The organism is Burkholderia pyrrocinia (assembly GCF_003330765.1).
Lineage (GTDB): Bacteria > Pseudomonadota > Gammaproteobacteria > Burkholderiales > Burkholderiaceae > Burkholderia > Burkholderia pyrrocinia_B.
Window position 1 is genome coordinate 1,893,805 of the sequence record NZ_CP024903.1, and the last position, 15,059, is coordinate 1,908,863.

The following is a 15,059-nucleotide window of genomic DNA, read 5'->3' on the forward strand; positions in this document are numbered from 1 at the left end:
ACGATGGAGCCCTCCATGCAGACGAACGACGCCTGGCGCACGCGCGCCGGCCACCTCGAGATCGAATCCCGCGCCTTCGTCGACGGCGCGTTCCGCGATGCGCACGACGGCGCGACCTTCACGTGCACGAGCCCGATCGACAGTCGCGTGCTCGCGCAGGTCGCGCATTGCAGGCAGGCCGACGCCGACCACGCGGTCTCGGCCGCGCGGCGCGCATTCGACGGCGGTGCCTGGCGAGACGCGACGCCGCGCGAGCGCAAGCGCGTGCTGCTGCGCTGGGCCGCGCTGATCCGCGAGCACGCGGACGGTCTCGCGCTGCTCGAGACGCTCGACACCGGCAAGCCGATCGGCGACACGACCGCGATCGACATCCCGTCCACCGCGTACTGTCTCGAATGGTTCGCGGAGGCGATCGACAAGACCGGCGGCGAAGTCGTGCCGACTGACGCGCATCTCGTCGGCCTCGTCACGCGCGAGCCGATCGGCGTCGTCGCGGCGGTCGTGCCGTGGAATTTCCCCGCGATGATCGCGATGTGGAAATGCGCACCCGCGCTGGCGGCCGGCAACAGCGTCGTGCTGAAACCGTCGGAGAAATCGCCGCTGAGCGCGCTGCGGCTCGCCGCGCTGGCGGCACAGGCCGGGCTGCCGGCCGGCGTGCTCAACGTGCTGCCCGGCTTCGGCGACGCGGGCGAGGCGCTGGCGCGGCATCCGGATGTGGACTGCATCGCGTTCACGGGCTCGACCGCGGTCGGCCACCAGGTCGCGCGCTGCGCGGCCGATTCGAACCTGAAGCGCGTGTGGCTCGAACTCGGCGGCAAGTCGCCGCAGATCGTGCTGCCCGATTGCCCCGACCTCGACCGCGCGGCGCGCACCGTCGCACACGCGGTGTTCTACAACACCGGGCAGATGTGCACGGCCGGCTCCCGGCTGCTCGTGCATCGCACGATCCGCGACGCGTTCGTCGCGCGCGTGCTGGCGATCGCGCCCGAGTATGCGCCTGGCGATCCGCTGTCGCCCGACACGCGGATGGGCAGCCTGATCGACGCCGCGCAGGTCGAGCGCGTGCTCGGCTACGTCGATACCGGCCGCGACGAGGCGACCTTGCTGACGGGCGGCAAGCGCGCGCGCACGGCGAGCGGCGGACAGTATGTCGAGCCGACGGTGTTCGACTGCCCGCGCGCCGATGCGCGGATCGTGCGCGAGGAGATCTTCGGGCCGGTGCTCGCGGTGACGACGTTCGACGACCTCGACACGGCCGTCGCGCTCGCGAACGACACGCGCTACGGGCTCGCGGCGTCGGTGTGGACGGCAAACCTGACGACCGCACATGAAACCGCGCGCCGGTTGCGCGCGGGCACTGTGTGGGTGAACGGCTACGAGGAAACCGACGACATGAACTTCCCGTTCGGCGGCTTCAAGGAATCGGGCAACGGGCGCGACAACTCGCTGCACGCGCTGGAGAAATACACGGAGCTGAAGTCGACGATCATCCGGCTGCGGTGACGCGAAACGGGCGGCGCCGGCCGCCCGCTTCGCCGTGCACATGATTCGTCCGAACAACGACACCCGCGGCGATTCATTCCAGTCAGGAAATAATCAATCGCGCCGCGGCGATTCACCTCCCCGTCCGCACGTTCTAGACTGTCGCATCGTTCCCCTTTCCGGACCCACGCGATGACCGACGTCCTGCCGCTGACCACCGATCCCGATTCGGGCCTCCAGTACCGGCTGCGCCCGGCCACCGGCCGCCCCGCCGCCCGCCTGTTGCTGCTGCATGGTGTCGGCGGCAACGAAACCAACCTGCTGAACCTTGCCGATGCGATCGATCCGCGCATCGAGATCGCGTTCCTGCGCGGCCCGCTGACCTTCGGACCCAACCAGCATGCATGGTTTCCGGTGCGCTTCGGCCCGAACGGCCCGGAAATCGATGCGGCCCGCGCGGACGCCAGCCGCGTGCAGCTGATCGCACTGCTGCGCGCATTGCGCGCGCAGGACGGTGCGGGCTCCGCGTTGCCGGCCGTGATCGCCGGCTTCAGCCAGGGCGGCATCATGAGCGCGAGCGTCGGCCTCACGTCGCCGGACGACGTAACCGCGTTCGCCGTGCTGTGCGGGCGCATCCTGCCGGAAATCGATCCGCTGATCGCGCCGCGCGATGCGCTTCGCCCGCTCCATGCGCTGATCGTGCACGGCCGCTTCGACGACAAGCTGCCCGTCGCGTGGGCCGACACCGCCGACGCGAAGCTCACGGCGCTCGGCGTCGCGCACGATACGCGGCTGTACGCGGCCGGCCACGAACTGACCGCGGAGATGGCCGGCGATTTCGGCCGGTGGGTCGGCGAACGCGCCGGGTTGAACTGACCGCACCGGGGAAGCCGGCCCGCGAACGGACCGGCGCCCCCGGCGCGTGGCGTCACGCGTTGCTCGCCGGATCGGCGACGGCGCGCGCGGGCGCGGTCGCGGCCACCGCCCGCTCACGCGCGGCGCCGCGCTTCGCGAGCTTCCAGCCGATCGTCAGCGCGAGCACGACGAGCGGAATCGTCGCGACGGTCCACGTGCCGCCCGGGTAGTCGAATGCCATCAGCACCAGCACGCCGACGAGGAAGGCCAGCGTGAGCCACGACGTGAACGGCGCGCCGGGCATCCGGAACGACACGGCCTTCAGTTCGCCGCGATCGACCGCGCGGCGGAACATGATCTGGCTCATCACGATGAAGCCCCACGTCGTGATGATCCCGAGCGACGCCATGTTCAGCACGATCTCGAACGCCTGGGCCGGCACGATGTAGTTCAGCGGCACGCCGATCGCATTGATCGCGACCGTGATCAGGATCCCGCCGTACGGCACGCCGCGCGCGTTCATCCGCGACATGAAGCGCGGCGCCGACCCGCCCATCGCGAGCGAGCGCAGCACGCGCCCCGTCGAATAGAGGCCGGAGTTCAGGCTCGACAATGCGGCGGTCAGCACCACGACGTTCATCACGGTGCCGACGTACGGCACGCCGAGCTTGCCGAAGAACGTCACGAACGGGCTTTCGTGCGCGCTGTACGCGGTCCACGGCAGCAGCATCGTCAACAGCACGACCGAGCCGACGTAGAACAGTGCGATGCGCCACATCACGCCGTTGATGGCCTTCGGCAGCACCTTGCGTGCATCGGCGGTCTCGCCCGCCGCGACGCCGACGAGCTCGATGCTCGCATACGCGAACACGACGCCCTGCACGATCAGCACGGCCGGCAGGATGCCGTGCGGAAAGAATCCGCCGTGATCCGCGACCAGGTGGAGCCCCGGCATCTGGCCGGCGACCGGATGGCCGCTCGCGAGGAACACGGCGCCCACCGCGAGGAATACCGCGAGCGTCCCCACCTTGACGAGCGAGAACCAGAACTCCATCTCGCCGAACACCTTCACGCCGATCATGTTCATCACCGACACGATCCCGAGTGCGCCGAGCGCGAACACCCATTGCGGCACGTCCGTGAACACGGCCCAGTACTTCATGTAGATCGCGACCGCGGTGATGTCGACGATGCCGGTCGTCGCCCAGTTCAGGTAGTACATCCAGCCCGCGACGAACGATGCGCGCTCGCCCATGAACTCCCGCGCGTACGACACGAAGCTGCCGCTGGTCGGCCGGTGCATCACGAGCTCGCCGAGCGCGCGCATGATCAGGAACGCGAACACGCCGCAGACGAGATACACGAGCGCGAGCGCCGGCCCCGCGCTCTGCAGGCGCCCGCCCGCGCCGAGAAAGAGGCCGGTGCCGATCGCGCCGCCCATTGCGATCATCTGCACGTGCCGCGGCTTCAACTGCTTCTCGTAGCCGGCTTCGTGCGACGCGAACATCGCGTCGGGGTCGGCATGACGGGAATCCGCGCCGCCGGCCGTATCGGCCGGCCGCTCGCTGCTGTGTTTCATCGTTTGTCTCCGCTTCTTGATGTAGCGCGCCCCGCACGGGGGCGCTTCTGGAACGGCCGTGCGCGGGCCGCCGGCGGCAGGCGCCGGCGCCGCGCGGCCGATGTCAAAACACGCGCGGCCGGATCAGCGCTTCGGGCTGCAGCGCCTCGTCCAGTTGCGCGTCGGTCATCAGCTGGCGATCCAGCACGACCTCGCGGATCGACTTGCCGCTCGCGTGCGCTTCGGCCGCCACGACCGTCGCGTTCTTGTAGCCGATGTACGGGTTCAGCGCGGTCGCGAGCGCGACCGAGCGCTCCATCGTTTCGCGCAGCCGCTCGGGATTCGCGGTGATCCCGCTCACGCATCGCTCCGCGAGCGTCGTGCACGCGGCCGTCAGGTGGCTGAAGCTGCGGAACAGCGCGCTGGCGATCACCGGTTCGAACGCGTTGAGCTGGAGCTGTCCGGCCTCGGCGGCGAAGGTCACGGTCAGGTCGTTGCCGAACACCTCGAACGCGACCTGGTTGACGACTTCCGGGATCACCGGATTCACCTTGCCCGGCATGATCGACGAGCCGGCCTGCACGGGCGGCAGGTTGATCTCGCCGAACCCCGCGCGCGGGCCGCTCGACAGCAGCCGCAGGTCGTTGCAGATCTTCGACAGCTTGACGGCGATCCGCTTGAGCACGCCCGAGACCTGCACGAACGCGCCGCAATCCTGCGTCGCCTCGATCAGGTTCGGCGCGGTGCTCAGGTCGAGCCCGGTGATGCGCCGCAGCGCCGCCAGCGCTTTCTCCGCGTACTGCGGATGCGCGGTGATCCCCGTGCCGATCGCGGTCGCGCCGAGATTGATCTCGCGAATCAGCCAGCCGGCTTCCTGCAGGCGCGCGATGTCTTCCGTCAGCATCACCGCGTAGGTCGAGAATTCCTGGCCGAGCGTCATCGGTACGGCGTCCTGCAACTGCGTGCGGCCGAGCTTCAGCAGGCCCGCGAACGCGTCGGCCTTCTCCGCGAACGCATCGCGCAGGCGCGCCATCGCTTCGAGCAGGTGCTCGACCGCAAAGCACGTCGCGACCCGGATCGCGGTCGGATAGACGTCGTTCGTGCTCTGCGCGAGATTCACGTGCTCGTTCGGGTGCAGATAGTCGTACTGCCCGCGCGCGTGCCCCATGATTTCGAGCGCGCGGTTGCAGATCACCTCGTTCGCGTTCATGTTGGTCGACGTGCCGGCCCCGCCCTGGATGACGTCGACGACGAACTGGTCGTGCAGGCGCCCCTCGCGGATCTCGACGCACGCGGCGGCGATCGCATCGCGGTACGGCTGTGGCAGCAGCCCGAGCTCGCAGTTGGCGTCGGCCGCGGCTTCCTTCACGGCCGCGAGCGCCATCACGAAATACGGCAGCGACGCAATGGTGCGGCCCGAGATGTCGAAATTCTCTTTCGCGCGCAGCGTATGAACGCCGTAGTACGCGTGATCCGGAATGCTTCGTTTACCTAAAAGATCCGCTTCGACGCGGAACCCGTTTTCTGCCATCGTGCCCTCCTGAATGTCTCTTGCGCTCGTCGTTCGCCGCTTCCCGACGCGACGGGTTCGCATTCTATGCCTTTGCAAAAACAAGCTCGCTTCTGTATTATCGAAAGCGGTTTTGCGTGGGGCGCAACAGCGAGAAACGAATGAAAAAAGTCGCAAGAGAAACCGGCGTCGATCACCTGGGCGCGATGCGCGCGTTCGTGAGAGTGGTCGAAACGGGGAGTTTTTCGGCGGTCGCGAAGGAGATGCACGTGTCGACGTCGACCGTCGCGCGCAAGGTGACGGCGATCGAGGAAACGCTCGGCGTCGCGCTGCTGCACCGTTCGACGCACAGCGTGACGCTGACCGAGGCCGGCCACATCTATCTGGAGCGTGCCGTCACGCTGATCGCCGATCTCGACGACACGCTGCGCGTCGTCGCCGAGCTGAATGCGCGGCCGAGCGGCCCGCTGAAGCTCACCGCGCCGGTCGCGTTCGGCCGTCGCCATCTCGCGCCGCTGGTCGCGCCGTTTCTCGCGCGCTACCCGACGATCCAGCTCGACGTGCGGCTCACCGACAACCACAACGACCTCGTGGCCGGCGGCTTCGATCTCGACATTCACGAGGGCGAGAACTACCTGGACAACCTGGTCGTCCACCGGCTGTCGCGCAACGACAGCATCCTGTGCGCGACGCCCGGCTATCTCGATCGCTGCGGGCGCCCGTCGACGCCCGACGACCTGAAGCATCACAACTGCCTGCGCTACGTCCACCCCGAAGGCGATCCGCGCTGGGATCTCGTGAACGGCGACGCGCAGCACAGCGTGCTGCCGGCCGGCAATCTCGTCACCGACCATTCGGAGCTGCTGCTCGAAGCGACCTGCGCGGGGCTCGGCATCGCGGAGTTCGAGATCTGGCTGGTGCGCGACCTGCTCGCGAGCGGCCGGCTCGAAGCCGTGCTGCCGCGCTATCGGCTGCAGAACCGGCTGACCGGCGAATTCATCTACATCGCGTATCTGGCGAACCGGCGCAGCTCGGCGAAGCTGCGCGTGCTGAAGGACTTTCTCGCGGAACACCTCGCGCATATCGGCGAGCTGTCGGAGCTGGAGCTGACCAAGATTCGCGGAGCGTGCGCATAGCGCCCGCGTTCGCGTTCGTGTTCGCGTCGATCAGCACGCCGATGGGCGACGGCACACGCGGCCCGGATCGCAGGCCGGCGGCATCGGCGCGGTAACGGCGTTCAGGCCGGCTGCAATTCGAACGGGAACGTTGCGTGCCCGATCTCGACGCCCTGCGTGTTCAGCATCCGCGGCCGGTGGAAGCCGGCCAGTGGCGCGCGCTGCGCGGCCGTGCCGATCTGCAGCCGTTCGAGGATTTCGCTGACGAGCATGTAGAGCACGTCGAGATTGCCGTCCTCGATCTTCACCGAGATGCCGAGCGCGCCGTCGGCGCCGAGCTGCCGCGTGCGTTCCGACGCCCGCACGCCGAGCCCGTAGCACGCATCGGCGCCGAGCTTGCCGACGACTTGCCCGTCGAACGCGTTCATCAGCACCGTGCAATAGCGCCCGTCGCCGGCCACCAGTTCGGGATGCGCCGTCATCGCACGATGAATGCGCGCCAGCGCGCGGACGCGATCGGTAATTGCGCCGCCGCCCGCTTCCACCGTGTCCGCGCCGTCGGCCAGCGACGCGTAAAGACGCGCCAGGCGATCCAGCGAAAAGGCCGGCGTCGGCAGGTTGCACCCGTCGATCGCCCAGTCGACCTCGTCGTCGCGCAACCCGCACGCGTCGGCCACGACATGCTTCACGCGCACCTGCATCGGATGGTCGGGCAGATGGTAATCGGCCATCGCGGCGCCGATCGACTGCGCACCGGCCAGCATCCCGACATGCTTGCCCGAACAGTTGCTGCACACCCCGGTCGGCGTGTAGTCGCGCTTGATCCAGGATCGGTACACGGCATCGGACAACGGCGGGTGGCCGCCGCAACGCAAGTCCGATTCGTGCGCGGCCACCTTGGACAGCATCGCCCGCGTGCGTTCGATATGCCGCTCCTCGCTGCTGTGCGACGCGCACATCAGCGCAATGTCCGCGTCGTCGAAGCCGAAGCGCTCGGGCGCGCCCGTCTCGATCACCGCCAGCGCCTGGGCCGGCTTGGCCGCCGACCGCGCGAGCGTCATCCGGAACGGATCGCCGAACCGGGCCAGCAACCTGCCGCGTGCATCGACCACCGCCACATGGGCGACGTGCGTGTTCTCGATCGCGTTGCCGCGGTACGTGACGACCGCTGCGCGTTGGGTGTCCATCGTGTGTTGTCTCCTTGCTCGGGGCCTGGTTGCCGGGGCCCGTCCAACCGGTACGGCAGTGTAGCGAGTCGCCGCCGCCGCGAACGGTCGGGCCATGGAAAGCGGTGTTGCATGCGGCGCAAAGGCAGCCGCGCCGCCCACGAAAGCCTGACTGAATGAGTACAAAAACCATTCAAGCGTTTACATATTTAGTACCAATCCGTACAATTGCGATCACGAACGCGAATCATACGCATTTACATTGACGTTTTCCGATGTTCCGGACCTGTGCCGCCCGCATCGAGAAAATGCACCCGATCACCGAACCTTCCGTTGCTTCCCGATATGCCTGCCCAGTTCAAGACGAGGCCACGCGCTCTCGTGTCGGCGCTGACCTGCTCCGTGTTCCTGACGCCGCTGCTCGCCTCCGCCGAAACCGCTCCCGCTCCCGCCCCTGCCGCCAACCAGCCGGCCCCGTCCGTCGATATGCCGGCGACGCTGCCGACGATCGCGGTCCAGTCGTCCGCGCTGTCGGACATGCAGGTGAAGCGCTCGCCGTCGTACAAGTTCACCGCACCGCTGCTCGATACGCCACGTTCGGTCACGGTGATCCCCGAGCAACTGATCAAGGAAAAGAACGTCACGTCGTTCGCGGACGCGCTGCGCTCGGTGCCGGGCATCACGTTCCTCGGCGGCGACGCGGCCGCGAACCCGTCGGCCGACCGTCCGGTGATCCGCGGCTTCGAGTCGCGCAACTCGATCTTCGTCGACGGGATGCGCGACTCGGGGCTGCAGAACCGCGAGACGTTCGCCGTCGAGCAGATCAGCGTGATCAAGGGCCCCGATTCGGTCTACGCGGGCCGCGGCTCGGTGGGCGGCAGCATCGACATCGTCACGAAGACGCCGAAGAACGACAACTTCATCAACAGCAGCATCGGCTTCGGCACCGACGGCTACAAGCGCGCGACGGTCGACGCGAACCGCAAGATCAACGACACGACGGCCGTGCGCCTGAACGTGATGGGTCACGACGCGAATCAGGCCGGCCGCAACGACGTGTACAACAAGCGCTGGGGCGTCGCGCCGTCGATCGTGTTCGGGCTGAACACGCCGACCACGGTCACGGTCAGCTACTACCACATGAACTCGTACGACATGCCGGACTTCAGCGTGCCGTTCCGCGCGTCGGGCGGCACGCCGGTGCCGACCGATCGCGGGCGGTTCTTCGGACTGAACACGCGCGACTACCGCTACGGGCAGACCGACACCGGCGAAGTGCGGGTCGAGCATCGCCTCAACGACGACTGGAAGCTGAAGAACACGACGATGTTCGGCCGCTCGACGCTCGATTACGTGGCGACGAATCCGCAGATCCTCGCGTCGAATCCGAACATGCTGGGCCTGCAGGCGAAGAGCGGCAAGTACGCGCTCAACGGTTTCTCGAACCAGACCGAAGTTACCGGCAGCGCGAGCCTGTTCGGCATGAAGCACACGATGACGGCCGGCGTCGAGTTCAGCCATGAACAGGCGCGTTACGAGGGTTATCTCGTGTCGGATTCGGCCGGCAACAACATCCGCTCGGGCGGCCCGTGCTCGGTGGCCGGCAACTGCACGCCGCTCGCGGGCGGCTGGAACCCGAACATGCCGTGGACCGGCAACATCGTGCTGAACGGCGACAAGGGCTTCCCCGGCCCGACGACGAACACGCGCACCGACACCGTGTCCGCGTACCTCTTCGACACCGTCAAGCTGTCCGAGCGCTGGCAGTTCAACACGGGGCTGCGTTTCGACCGCTACGACACGACCGGCAAGCAGGCCGGCGTCGCCGACCTGTCGAACACGTCGAACCTGTTCAGCTATCAGTTCGGCCTTGTGTTCAAGCCGGTGAGCAACGTGAGCCTGTACGCGTCGTACGGCACGTCGTCGAACCCGCCGGGTTCGAACGCGGGCCTCGGCGGCGGCACCGACCAGATCACCGCGACGAACCAGGATCTCGCGCCCGAGCGCTCGCGCAACATCGAGATCGGCGCGAAGTGGGACGTGCTGCAGGACCAGCTGTCGCTGACGTCGGCGCTGTTCCAGACCGAAAAGACCAATGCGCGCGTCAGCGACGGCCTTGGTCACACGGTCAACGCGGGCAAGCAGCGCGTGCGCGGCGCCGAATTCGGCTTCGCGGGCAACCTGACGCCGAAGTGGCACGTGTTCGGCGGCTACTCGTACCTGAACGCGATCACGACCGACGCGGGCCCCGGCAGCCCCGGCGCATCGGGCCTGCCGATGGTGATGGTGCCGAAGCACAACTTCACGCTGTGGACGAGCTACGACGTGATGCCGAAGCTGACGCTCGGCGCGGGCGCGACGGTGATGAGCCAGACCTATGCATCCGTGTCGGCGACGACGAAGAAATGGACGCCCGGCTACGCCCGCTTCGACGCGGCCGCGACGTGGCGCGTGAACAAGACGATGGACGTTCAGTTGAACGTACAGAACCTGTTCGACAAGCAGTATTACGCGAGTGCGTATCCGATCTACGCAACGTGGGCGCCGGGCCGGTCGGCGATGGTCACGCTCAACTTCTATCAGTAATACCGGTCACGACGAGCCCCTCGTATTCGAGACAGCGGCACAGCGTCGCCCACGCCGGCGAATCGGGCCACGCGCGCGCGTCGGCGTCGATGCGGATCGGCCGCCCGAATTCACGCGACGCACACGCGAGCAGCGTATGCGCGATCCCGCTGCGCCGGTACGCGGGCTCGACATACAGCCGCGCAAGCGCCGGCGACCGCGCGCCGTCGCCATGGTCGAGACGCAATTCGCCGATCGCCTCGTCGTCGCGATACGCCACCGCGCTGGCATGCGCGTCGTCGAACACGATGCGGATCACGCGCGCGCAACGATCCCTGAACATGACGACGTGCATGGGGCCCTCTTCGCATGACGATGCCGGCAAACGCAGCGCGTGCGCCACCCTGCGCCCATGTACCGGGGAGTTATCCGGATCGTCCGGGCGCGACGAGTTGAGTATCGTCTTGCCACGTCGGCACGCAGTAGTGCCAGTCGACACCTTTCATTGAGTCCACATCCGCGGCGCGACGCGCGTATTCTCGCGAAACCGCGCCCCTCGCGGGCCTGCGCCCCCACCGCGCGCACCGCCTCGCGTTTCCCGTACCGATCACAGGAGGAAGCATGCCGAGTCGTACCCCGACCGCCCTATGGGCCCAGCAGTTCCGGCGGTCGTCGGCGTCGAGCCTGCAGGACCAGATCCGGCGGATGCTGGTGGCCGCGATCCTCGACGGCCAGCTCGCGCCCGATGCGGCGCTGCCGTCGAGCCGCGAGCTCGCCGACCAGCTCGGCGTCGCGCGCAACACCGTCGTGCTCGCGTACCAGATGCTTGTCGAAGAGGGCTACCTGATCTCGCGCGAACGCAGCGGGCACTTCGTGAACCCGAAGATGCTCGAAGGCGTGCCCGGCTTCGCGGCCGCCAAGCCCGCTGCGAAGCCGGACGGCAACGACGACACGCCGGGGCGCCCCGCGTGGCAGCAACGCATCGCGCATCCGCCGTCGAGGCAGCGCAACATCGTGAAGCCCGCGAACTGGCAGCACTACGAATTTCCGTTCATCTACGGGCAGTTCGACCAGTCGCTGTTTCCGACCAACGACTGGCGCGAATCCTGCCTGAAGGCGCTGTCGGTGATGGAGATCCGCAACTGGGCGCCCGACCTGATCGAGCGCGACGACGAATCGCTGATCCAGCAGATCCGCACGCGCGTGCTGCCGCGCCGCGGCGTGTTCGCGATGCCCGACGAGATCATCGTCACGAACGGCTGCCAGCAGGCGCTGTACCTGATCGCGGACCTGCTGTGCGGCAAGCACACGACGGTCGGCTTCGAGAACCCCGGCTACCCCGACGCGCGCAACATCTTCGAGAACCGCAACGCGCGGCTGCTGCCGCTGCCCATTGACGGCCACGGGATCGCGCCCGACACGCTCGGCGATACGCTCGCGCGCTGCGACTACGTGTACGTGACGCCGAGCCACCAGTGCCCGACCACCGCGACGATGCCGGTCGAGCGCCGCCGCGCGCTGCTCGATTACGCGCAGCAGCATGATTTCGTGATCATCGAGGACGACTACGAGAGCGAGAACACCTTCTCCGGCACGCCGCATCCGGCGCTGAAGAGCCTCGACACGGCCGATCGCGTGATCTACGTCGGCAGCCTGTCGAAGACGTTCGCGCCGGGCCTGCGGCTCGGCTACGTGGTCGGGCCGCGCGAGCTGATCCGCGAGCTGCGCGCGCTGCGGCGGCTGATGGTGCGCCATCCCGTCGCGTACATCCAGCGCGCGTTCGCGACTTTTCTCGCGCTCGGCCATCACGACGCGCTGCTGCGCCGGCTCGCGCACGCGTACAGCGAGCGCTCGCAGGCGCTGATGGCCGCGCTCGATGCGCATCTGCCCGACGCGCGCTACGTGCCCGTGACGGGCGGCGCGTCGTGCTGGGTCGAGGGCCCGCCGTGGCTCGATGCCGCGCGTCTCGCGGCCGATGCGCTGGAAGCCGGCATCCTGATCGAGCCGGGCGGCGTGTTCTTCATGGACGATACGGGCGACGCACGCCGCTGCTTCCGGATGGGGTTTTCCGCGATTCCGCTCGAACGGATCGAGCCGGGCGTGCGTGCGCTCGCGCAGTGTGTGCGGGCGCAGCGGCCCGACGCCTAGCGCGACAGCGTGCGTCCGCCAGCGCCCCCCGCCCGCGCTGGCCCAAGCGAAACTCCCGAACTGGCGCTACCGCCAAAAACCAGCGCTCACTAACGTGTCGATACCGCGTGCCGCATGCGCGCCAGCGCCTCGCGGCCGCCCACCATTCGACAGGAGACACGTTATGGCTGACACGCTCACCGCCCCCGCCACCGTCACGGCCGCCACGCTCGCGGCCTTTTCCGACGCATTCAACCGGCACGACGCCAATGCGCTGATGGGCTTCATGACCGACGACTGCGTATTCGACGCGGCCGGCGGCCCCGACATCCACGGCACGCGCTTCGTCGGCCGCGACGCGGTACGTGCCGCGTTCGAAGCCGTGTTCAAGACCTTTCCCGACGCGCACTGGGGGCACGGCCGCCACACCGTCACGGGCGAGCGCGGCCTATCCGAGTGGGTGTTCACCGCCACGCACGCCGAAGGCTGGCGCATCGAGGCCGAGGGCTGCGACCTGTTCGAATTTCGCGACGGGCTGATCGCCGTCAAGCGCGCATTCCGCAAGGAACGGCCGAAGCAGCCGGCCTGAGCGCGCGCATCGCGCACCGCGGCGCAGCCCGCGTTTTGAAACGAATCATTTCATTTCATTCCACATTCCCCAGCAGCAGGCGGAATGGCTTGACCGGCTTTCACCAGCAAATAGCATCTGGAACAAGACGTTCCGTTAATTGAAAAATCGGAGACAACCCATGAGCGAACAATCCACTTCCCAGCGTGTGTCGGCCAGCGGCCCGCAGGACATGACGCCGTCCGAAGCCTTCGTCGAGACCCTCGCGGCCAATGGCGTGACCGACATGTTCGGCATCATGGGCTCCGCGTTCATGGACGCGATGGACATCTTCGCGCCGGCCGGCATCCGCCTGATCCCGGTCGTGCACGAACAGGGCGCGGGCCACATGGCCGACGGCTATGCACGCGTATCGGGCCGTCACGGCGTCGTGATCGGCCAGAACGGCCCCGGCATCAGCAACTGCGTGACGGCGATCGCGGCCGCGTACTGGGCGCACAGCCCGGTCGTGATCGTCACGCCGGAAGCCGGCACGATGGGCATCGGCCTCGGCGGCTTCCAGGAAGCAAACCAGCTGCCGATGTTCCAGGAATTCACGAAGTACCAGGGCCACGTCACGCACCCCGCGCGGATGGCCGAATTCACCGCGCGCTGCTTCGACCGCGCACAGGCCGAGATGGGCCCGACGCAGCTCAACATTCCGCGCGACTACTTCTACGGCAAGGTCAAGGTCGAGATTCCGCAACCGCGCCGGCTCGATCGCGGCGCCGGCGGCGAACAGAGCCTGGACGACGCGGCCGAACTGATCGCGCAGGCGAAGTTCCCGGTGATCATCTCGGGCGGCGGCGTCGTGATGGCCGACGCGATCGACGAATGCAAGGCGCTCGCCGAACGGCTCGGCGCACCGGTCGTCAACAGCTACCTGCACAACGACTCGTTCCCGGCGAACCACCCGCTGTGGTGCGGCCCGCTCGGCTACCAGGGCTCGAAGGCGGCGATGAAACTGCTGTCGCGCGCGGACGTCGTGATCGCGCTCGGCTCGCGCCTCGGGCCGTTCGGCACGCTGCCGCAGCACGGCATGGACTACTGGCCGAAGGACGCGAAGATCATCCAGATCGATGCCGACCACAAGATGCTCGGCCTCGTGAAGAAGATCTCGGTCGGCATCTGCGGCGACGCGAAGGCCGCGGCGGTCGCGCTCACGCAACGCCTCGAAGGCCGCACGCTCGCGTGCGACGGATCGCGCAGCGATCGCGCCGACCAGATCGCGACCGAGAAGGCCGCATGGGAAAAGGAACTCGACGACTGGACGCACGAGCGCGACGCGTACAGTCTCGACATGATCGAGGAGCAAAAGCACGAAAAGCCCTTCAGCGGCGGCCGCTACCTGCATCCGCGCCAGGTGCTGCGCGAACTCGAAAAGGCGATGCCCGAGGACGTGATGGTGTCGACCGACATCGGCAACATCAACTCGGTCGCGAACAGCTACCTGCGCTTCAACAAGCCGCGCAGCTTCTTCGCGGCGATGAGCTGGGGCAATTGCGGCTACGCATTCCCGACCATCATCGGCGCGAAGGTCGCCGCGCCGCACCGCCCGGCCGTGTCGTATGCGGGCGACGGCGCGTGGGGCATGAGCCTGATGGAAACGATGACCTGCGTGCGCCACCGCATCCCGGTCACGGCCGTCGTGTTCCATAACCGCCAGTGGGGCGCGGAGAAGAAGAACCAGGTCGACTTCTACAACCGCCGCTTCGTCGCGGGCGAACTCGACAATCAAAGCTTCGCGGAAATCGCGCGCGCGATGGGCGCCGAAGGGATCACGGTCGACCGTCTCGAGGAGGTCGGCCCCGCGCTCAAGCGCGCGATCGACATGCAGATGAACGAAGGCAAGACGACGATCATCGAGATCATGTGCACGCGCGAACTCGGCGATCCGTTCCGCCGCGATGCGCTGTCGAAGCCGGTGCGCACGCTCGACAAGTACAAGGACTACGTGTGACGCCGCGTCGCTGACGCATCCGCTGCCGGCCGTGCACTCCCCGCGCGGCCGGCCCCCGGCCGGACGCCGTGCCCCGTGCGGGCCGCCGCATCCGGCCTTTTTTACTTCGAGCTC

The 15,059-nt window shown here is 67.8% G+C and carries 11 protein-coding genes; 7 read left to right on the forward strand and 4 right to left on the reverse strand.

Features of this window, described 5'->3' with window-relative positions; all coding sequences use genetic code 11:
• The first annotated feature begins 15 nt into the window (after positions 1 to 15).
• Both CUJ89_RS26085 and CUJ89_RS26090 read left to right on the forward strand, forming a co-directional pair.
• Entirely contained in the window at positions 16 to 1,503 is a 1,488-nt protein-coding gene (locus tag CUJ89_RS26085; RefSeq protein WP_114180244.1) for an aldehyde dehydrogenase, read from the forward strand.
• A gap of 171 nt (positions 1,504 to 1,674) precedes the next feature.
• Complete coding sequence (locus CUJ89_RS26090) at positions 1,675 to 2,358, forward strand: alpha/beta hydrolase (protein WP_114180245.1); 684 nt, start codon at positions 1,675 to 1,677, stop codon at positions 2,356 to 2,358.
• A gap of 52 nt (positions 2,359 to 2,410) precedes the next feature.
• On the opposite strand, the gene CUJ89_RS26095 is transcribed toward CUJ89_RS26090, so the two are convergent.
• Both CUJ89_RS26095 and aspA read right to left on the reverse strand, forming a co-directional pair.
• On the reverse strand, positions 2,411 to 3,916 hold the full coding sequence (locus CUJ89_RS26095) for an amino acid permease (protein WP_114180246.1): 1,506 nt from the start codon (positions 3,914 to 3,916) through the stop codon (positions 2,411 to 2,413).
• A gap of 103 nt (positions 3,917 to 4,019) precedes the next feature.
• Positions 4,020 to 5,426 carry an aspartate ammonia-lyase gene (gene aspA, locus CUJ89_RS26100; protein ID WP_114180247.1) on the reverse strand — a complete coding sequence of 469 codons (1,407 nt, stop codon included), beginning with the start codon at positions 5,424 to 5,426 and terminating at the stop codon, positions 4,020 to 4,022.
• Between the two features lie 140 nt (positions 5,427 to 5,566).
• Here aspA and CUJ89_RS26105 point away from each other — a divergent pair, with 140 nt between their 5' ends.
• Positions 5,567 to 6,541, forward strand: a complete 975-nt coding sequence (locus CUJ89_RS26105; protein ID WP_114180248.1) for a LysR family transcriptional regulator — start codon at positions 5,567 to 5,569, stop codon at positions 6,539 to 6,541.
• A gap of 101 nt (positions 6,542 to 6,642) precedes the next feature.
• On the opposite strand, the gene CUJ89_RS26110 is transcribed toward CUJ89_RS26105, so the two are convergent.
• Positions 6,643 to 7,707 (reverse strand): asparaginase, encoded by a 1,065-nt coding sequence (locus CUJ89_RS26110; RefSeq protein WP_114180249.1) that lies wholly within the window; start codon positions 7,705 to 7,707, stop codon positions 6,643 to 6,645.
• Positions 7,708 to 8,031: 324 nt separating this feature from the next.
• On the opposite strand from CUJ89_RS26110, the gene CUJ89_RS26115 reads away from it, so the two are divergent.
• Positions 8,032 to 10,272, forward strand: coding sequence for a TonB-dependent receptor (locus tag CUJ89_RS26115; RefSeq protein ID WP_114180250.1), 2,241 nt, complete (start codon positions 8,032 to 8,034; stop codon positions 10,270 to 10,272).
• Here the strand turns inward: CUJ89_RS26115 and CUJ89_RS26120 are convergent.
• A complete protein-coding gene (locus tag CUJ89_RS26120; RefSeq protein WP_114180251.1) occupies positions 10,256 to 10,606 on the reverse strand; it encodes a GNAT family N-acetyltransferase in 351 nt (116 codons plus the stop codon). The genes CUJ89_RS26115 and CUJ89_RS26120 overlap by 17 nt on opposite strands.
• A gap of 266 nt (positions 10,607 to 10,872) precedes the next feature.
• Between CUJ89_RS26120 and CUJ89_RS26125 the strand changes: the two genes are divergently transcribed.
• The 3 genes from CUJ89_RS26125 (at position 10,873) to xsc (ending at position 14,945) form a co-directional block, all read left to right on the forward strand.
• Positions 10,873 to 12,399 carry a PLP-dependent aminotransferase family protein gene (locus CUJ89_RS26125; RefSeq protein WP_114180252.1) on the forward strand — a complete coding sequence of 509 codons (1,527 nt, stop codon included), beginning with the start codon at positions 10,873 to 10,875 and terminating at the stop codon, positions 12,397 to 12,399.
• A 163-nt stretch (positions 12,400 to 12,562) separates the two neighbouring features.
• Positions 12,563 to 12,967: a nuclear transport factor 2 family protein gene (locus tag CUJ89_RS26130; RefSeq protein ID WP_114180253.1), complete on the forward strand. Its 405-nt coding sequence runs from the start codon at positions 12,563 to 12,565 to the stop codon at positions 12,965 to 12,967.
• Between the two features lie 160 nt (positions 12,968 to 13,127).
• On the forward strand, positions 13,128 to 14,945 hold the full coding sequence (gene xsc / locus CUJ89_RS26135) for a sulfoacetaldehyde acetyltransferase (RefSeq protein WP_114180254.1): 1,818 nt from the start codon (positions 13,128 to 13,130) through the stop codon (positions 14,943 to 14,945).
• Positions 14,946 to 15,059 lie beyond the last annotated feature (114 nt).

Excerpts from the sequence above, each read along its gene's own strand:
- CUJ89_RS26130 (WP_114180253.1), top strand. The coding sequence starts at position 12,563 with ATGGCTGACACGCTCACCGCCCCCGCCACCGTCACGGCCGCCACGCTC.
- CUJ89_RS26085 (WP_114180244.1), top strand. The coding sequence starts at position 16 with ATGCAGACGAACGACGCCTGGCGCACGCGCGCCGGCCACCTCGAGATC.
- CUJ89_RS26095 (WP_114180246.1), bottom strand. The coding sequence starts at position 3,916 with ATGAAACACAGCAGCGAGCGGCCGGCCGATACGGCCGGCGGCGCGGAT.
- CUJ89_RS26120 (WP_114180251.1), bottom strand. The coding sequence starts at position 10,606 with ATGCACGTCGTCATGTTCAGGGATCGTTGCGCGCGCGTGATCCGCATC.
- CUJ89_RS26105 (WP_114180248.1), top strand. The coding sequence starts at position 5,567 with ATGAAAAAAGTCGCAAGAGAAACCGGCGTCGATCACCTGGGCGCGATG.
- CUJ89_RS26110 (WP_114180249.1), bottom strand. The coding sequence starts at position 7,707 with ATGGACACCCAACGCGCAGCGGTCGTCACGTACCGCGGCAACGCGATC.
- CUJ89_RS26090 (WP_114180245.1), top strand. The coding sequence starts at position 1,675 with ATGACCGACGTCCTGCCGCTGACCACCGATCCCGATTCGGGCCTCCAG.
- xsc (WP_114180254.1), top strand. The coding sequence starts at position 13,128 with ATGAGCGAACAATCCACTTCCCAGCGTGTGTCGGCCAGCGGCCCGCAG.
- aspA (WP_114180247.1), bottom strand. The coding sequence starts at position 5,426 with ATGGCAGAAAACGGGTTCCGCGTCGAAGCGGATCTTTTAGGTAAACGA.
- CUJ89_RS26115 (WP_114180250.1), top strand. The coding sequence starts at position 8,032 with ATGCCTGCCCAGTTCAAGACGAGGCCACGCGCTCTCGTGTCGGCGCTG.
- CUJ89_RS26125 (WP_114180252.1), top strand. The coding sequence starts at position 10,873 with ATGCCGAGTCGTACCCCGACCGCCCTATGGGCCCAGCAGTTCCGGCGG.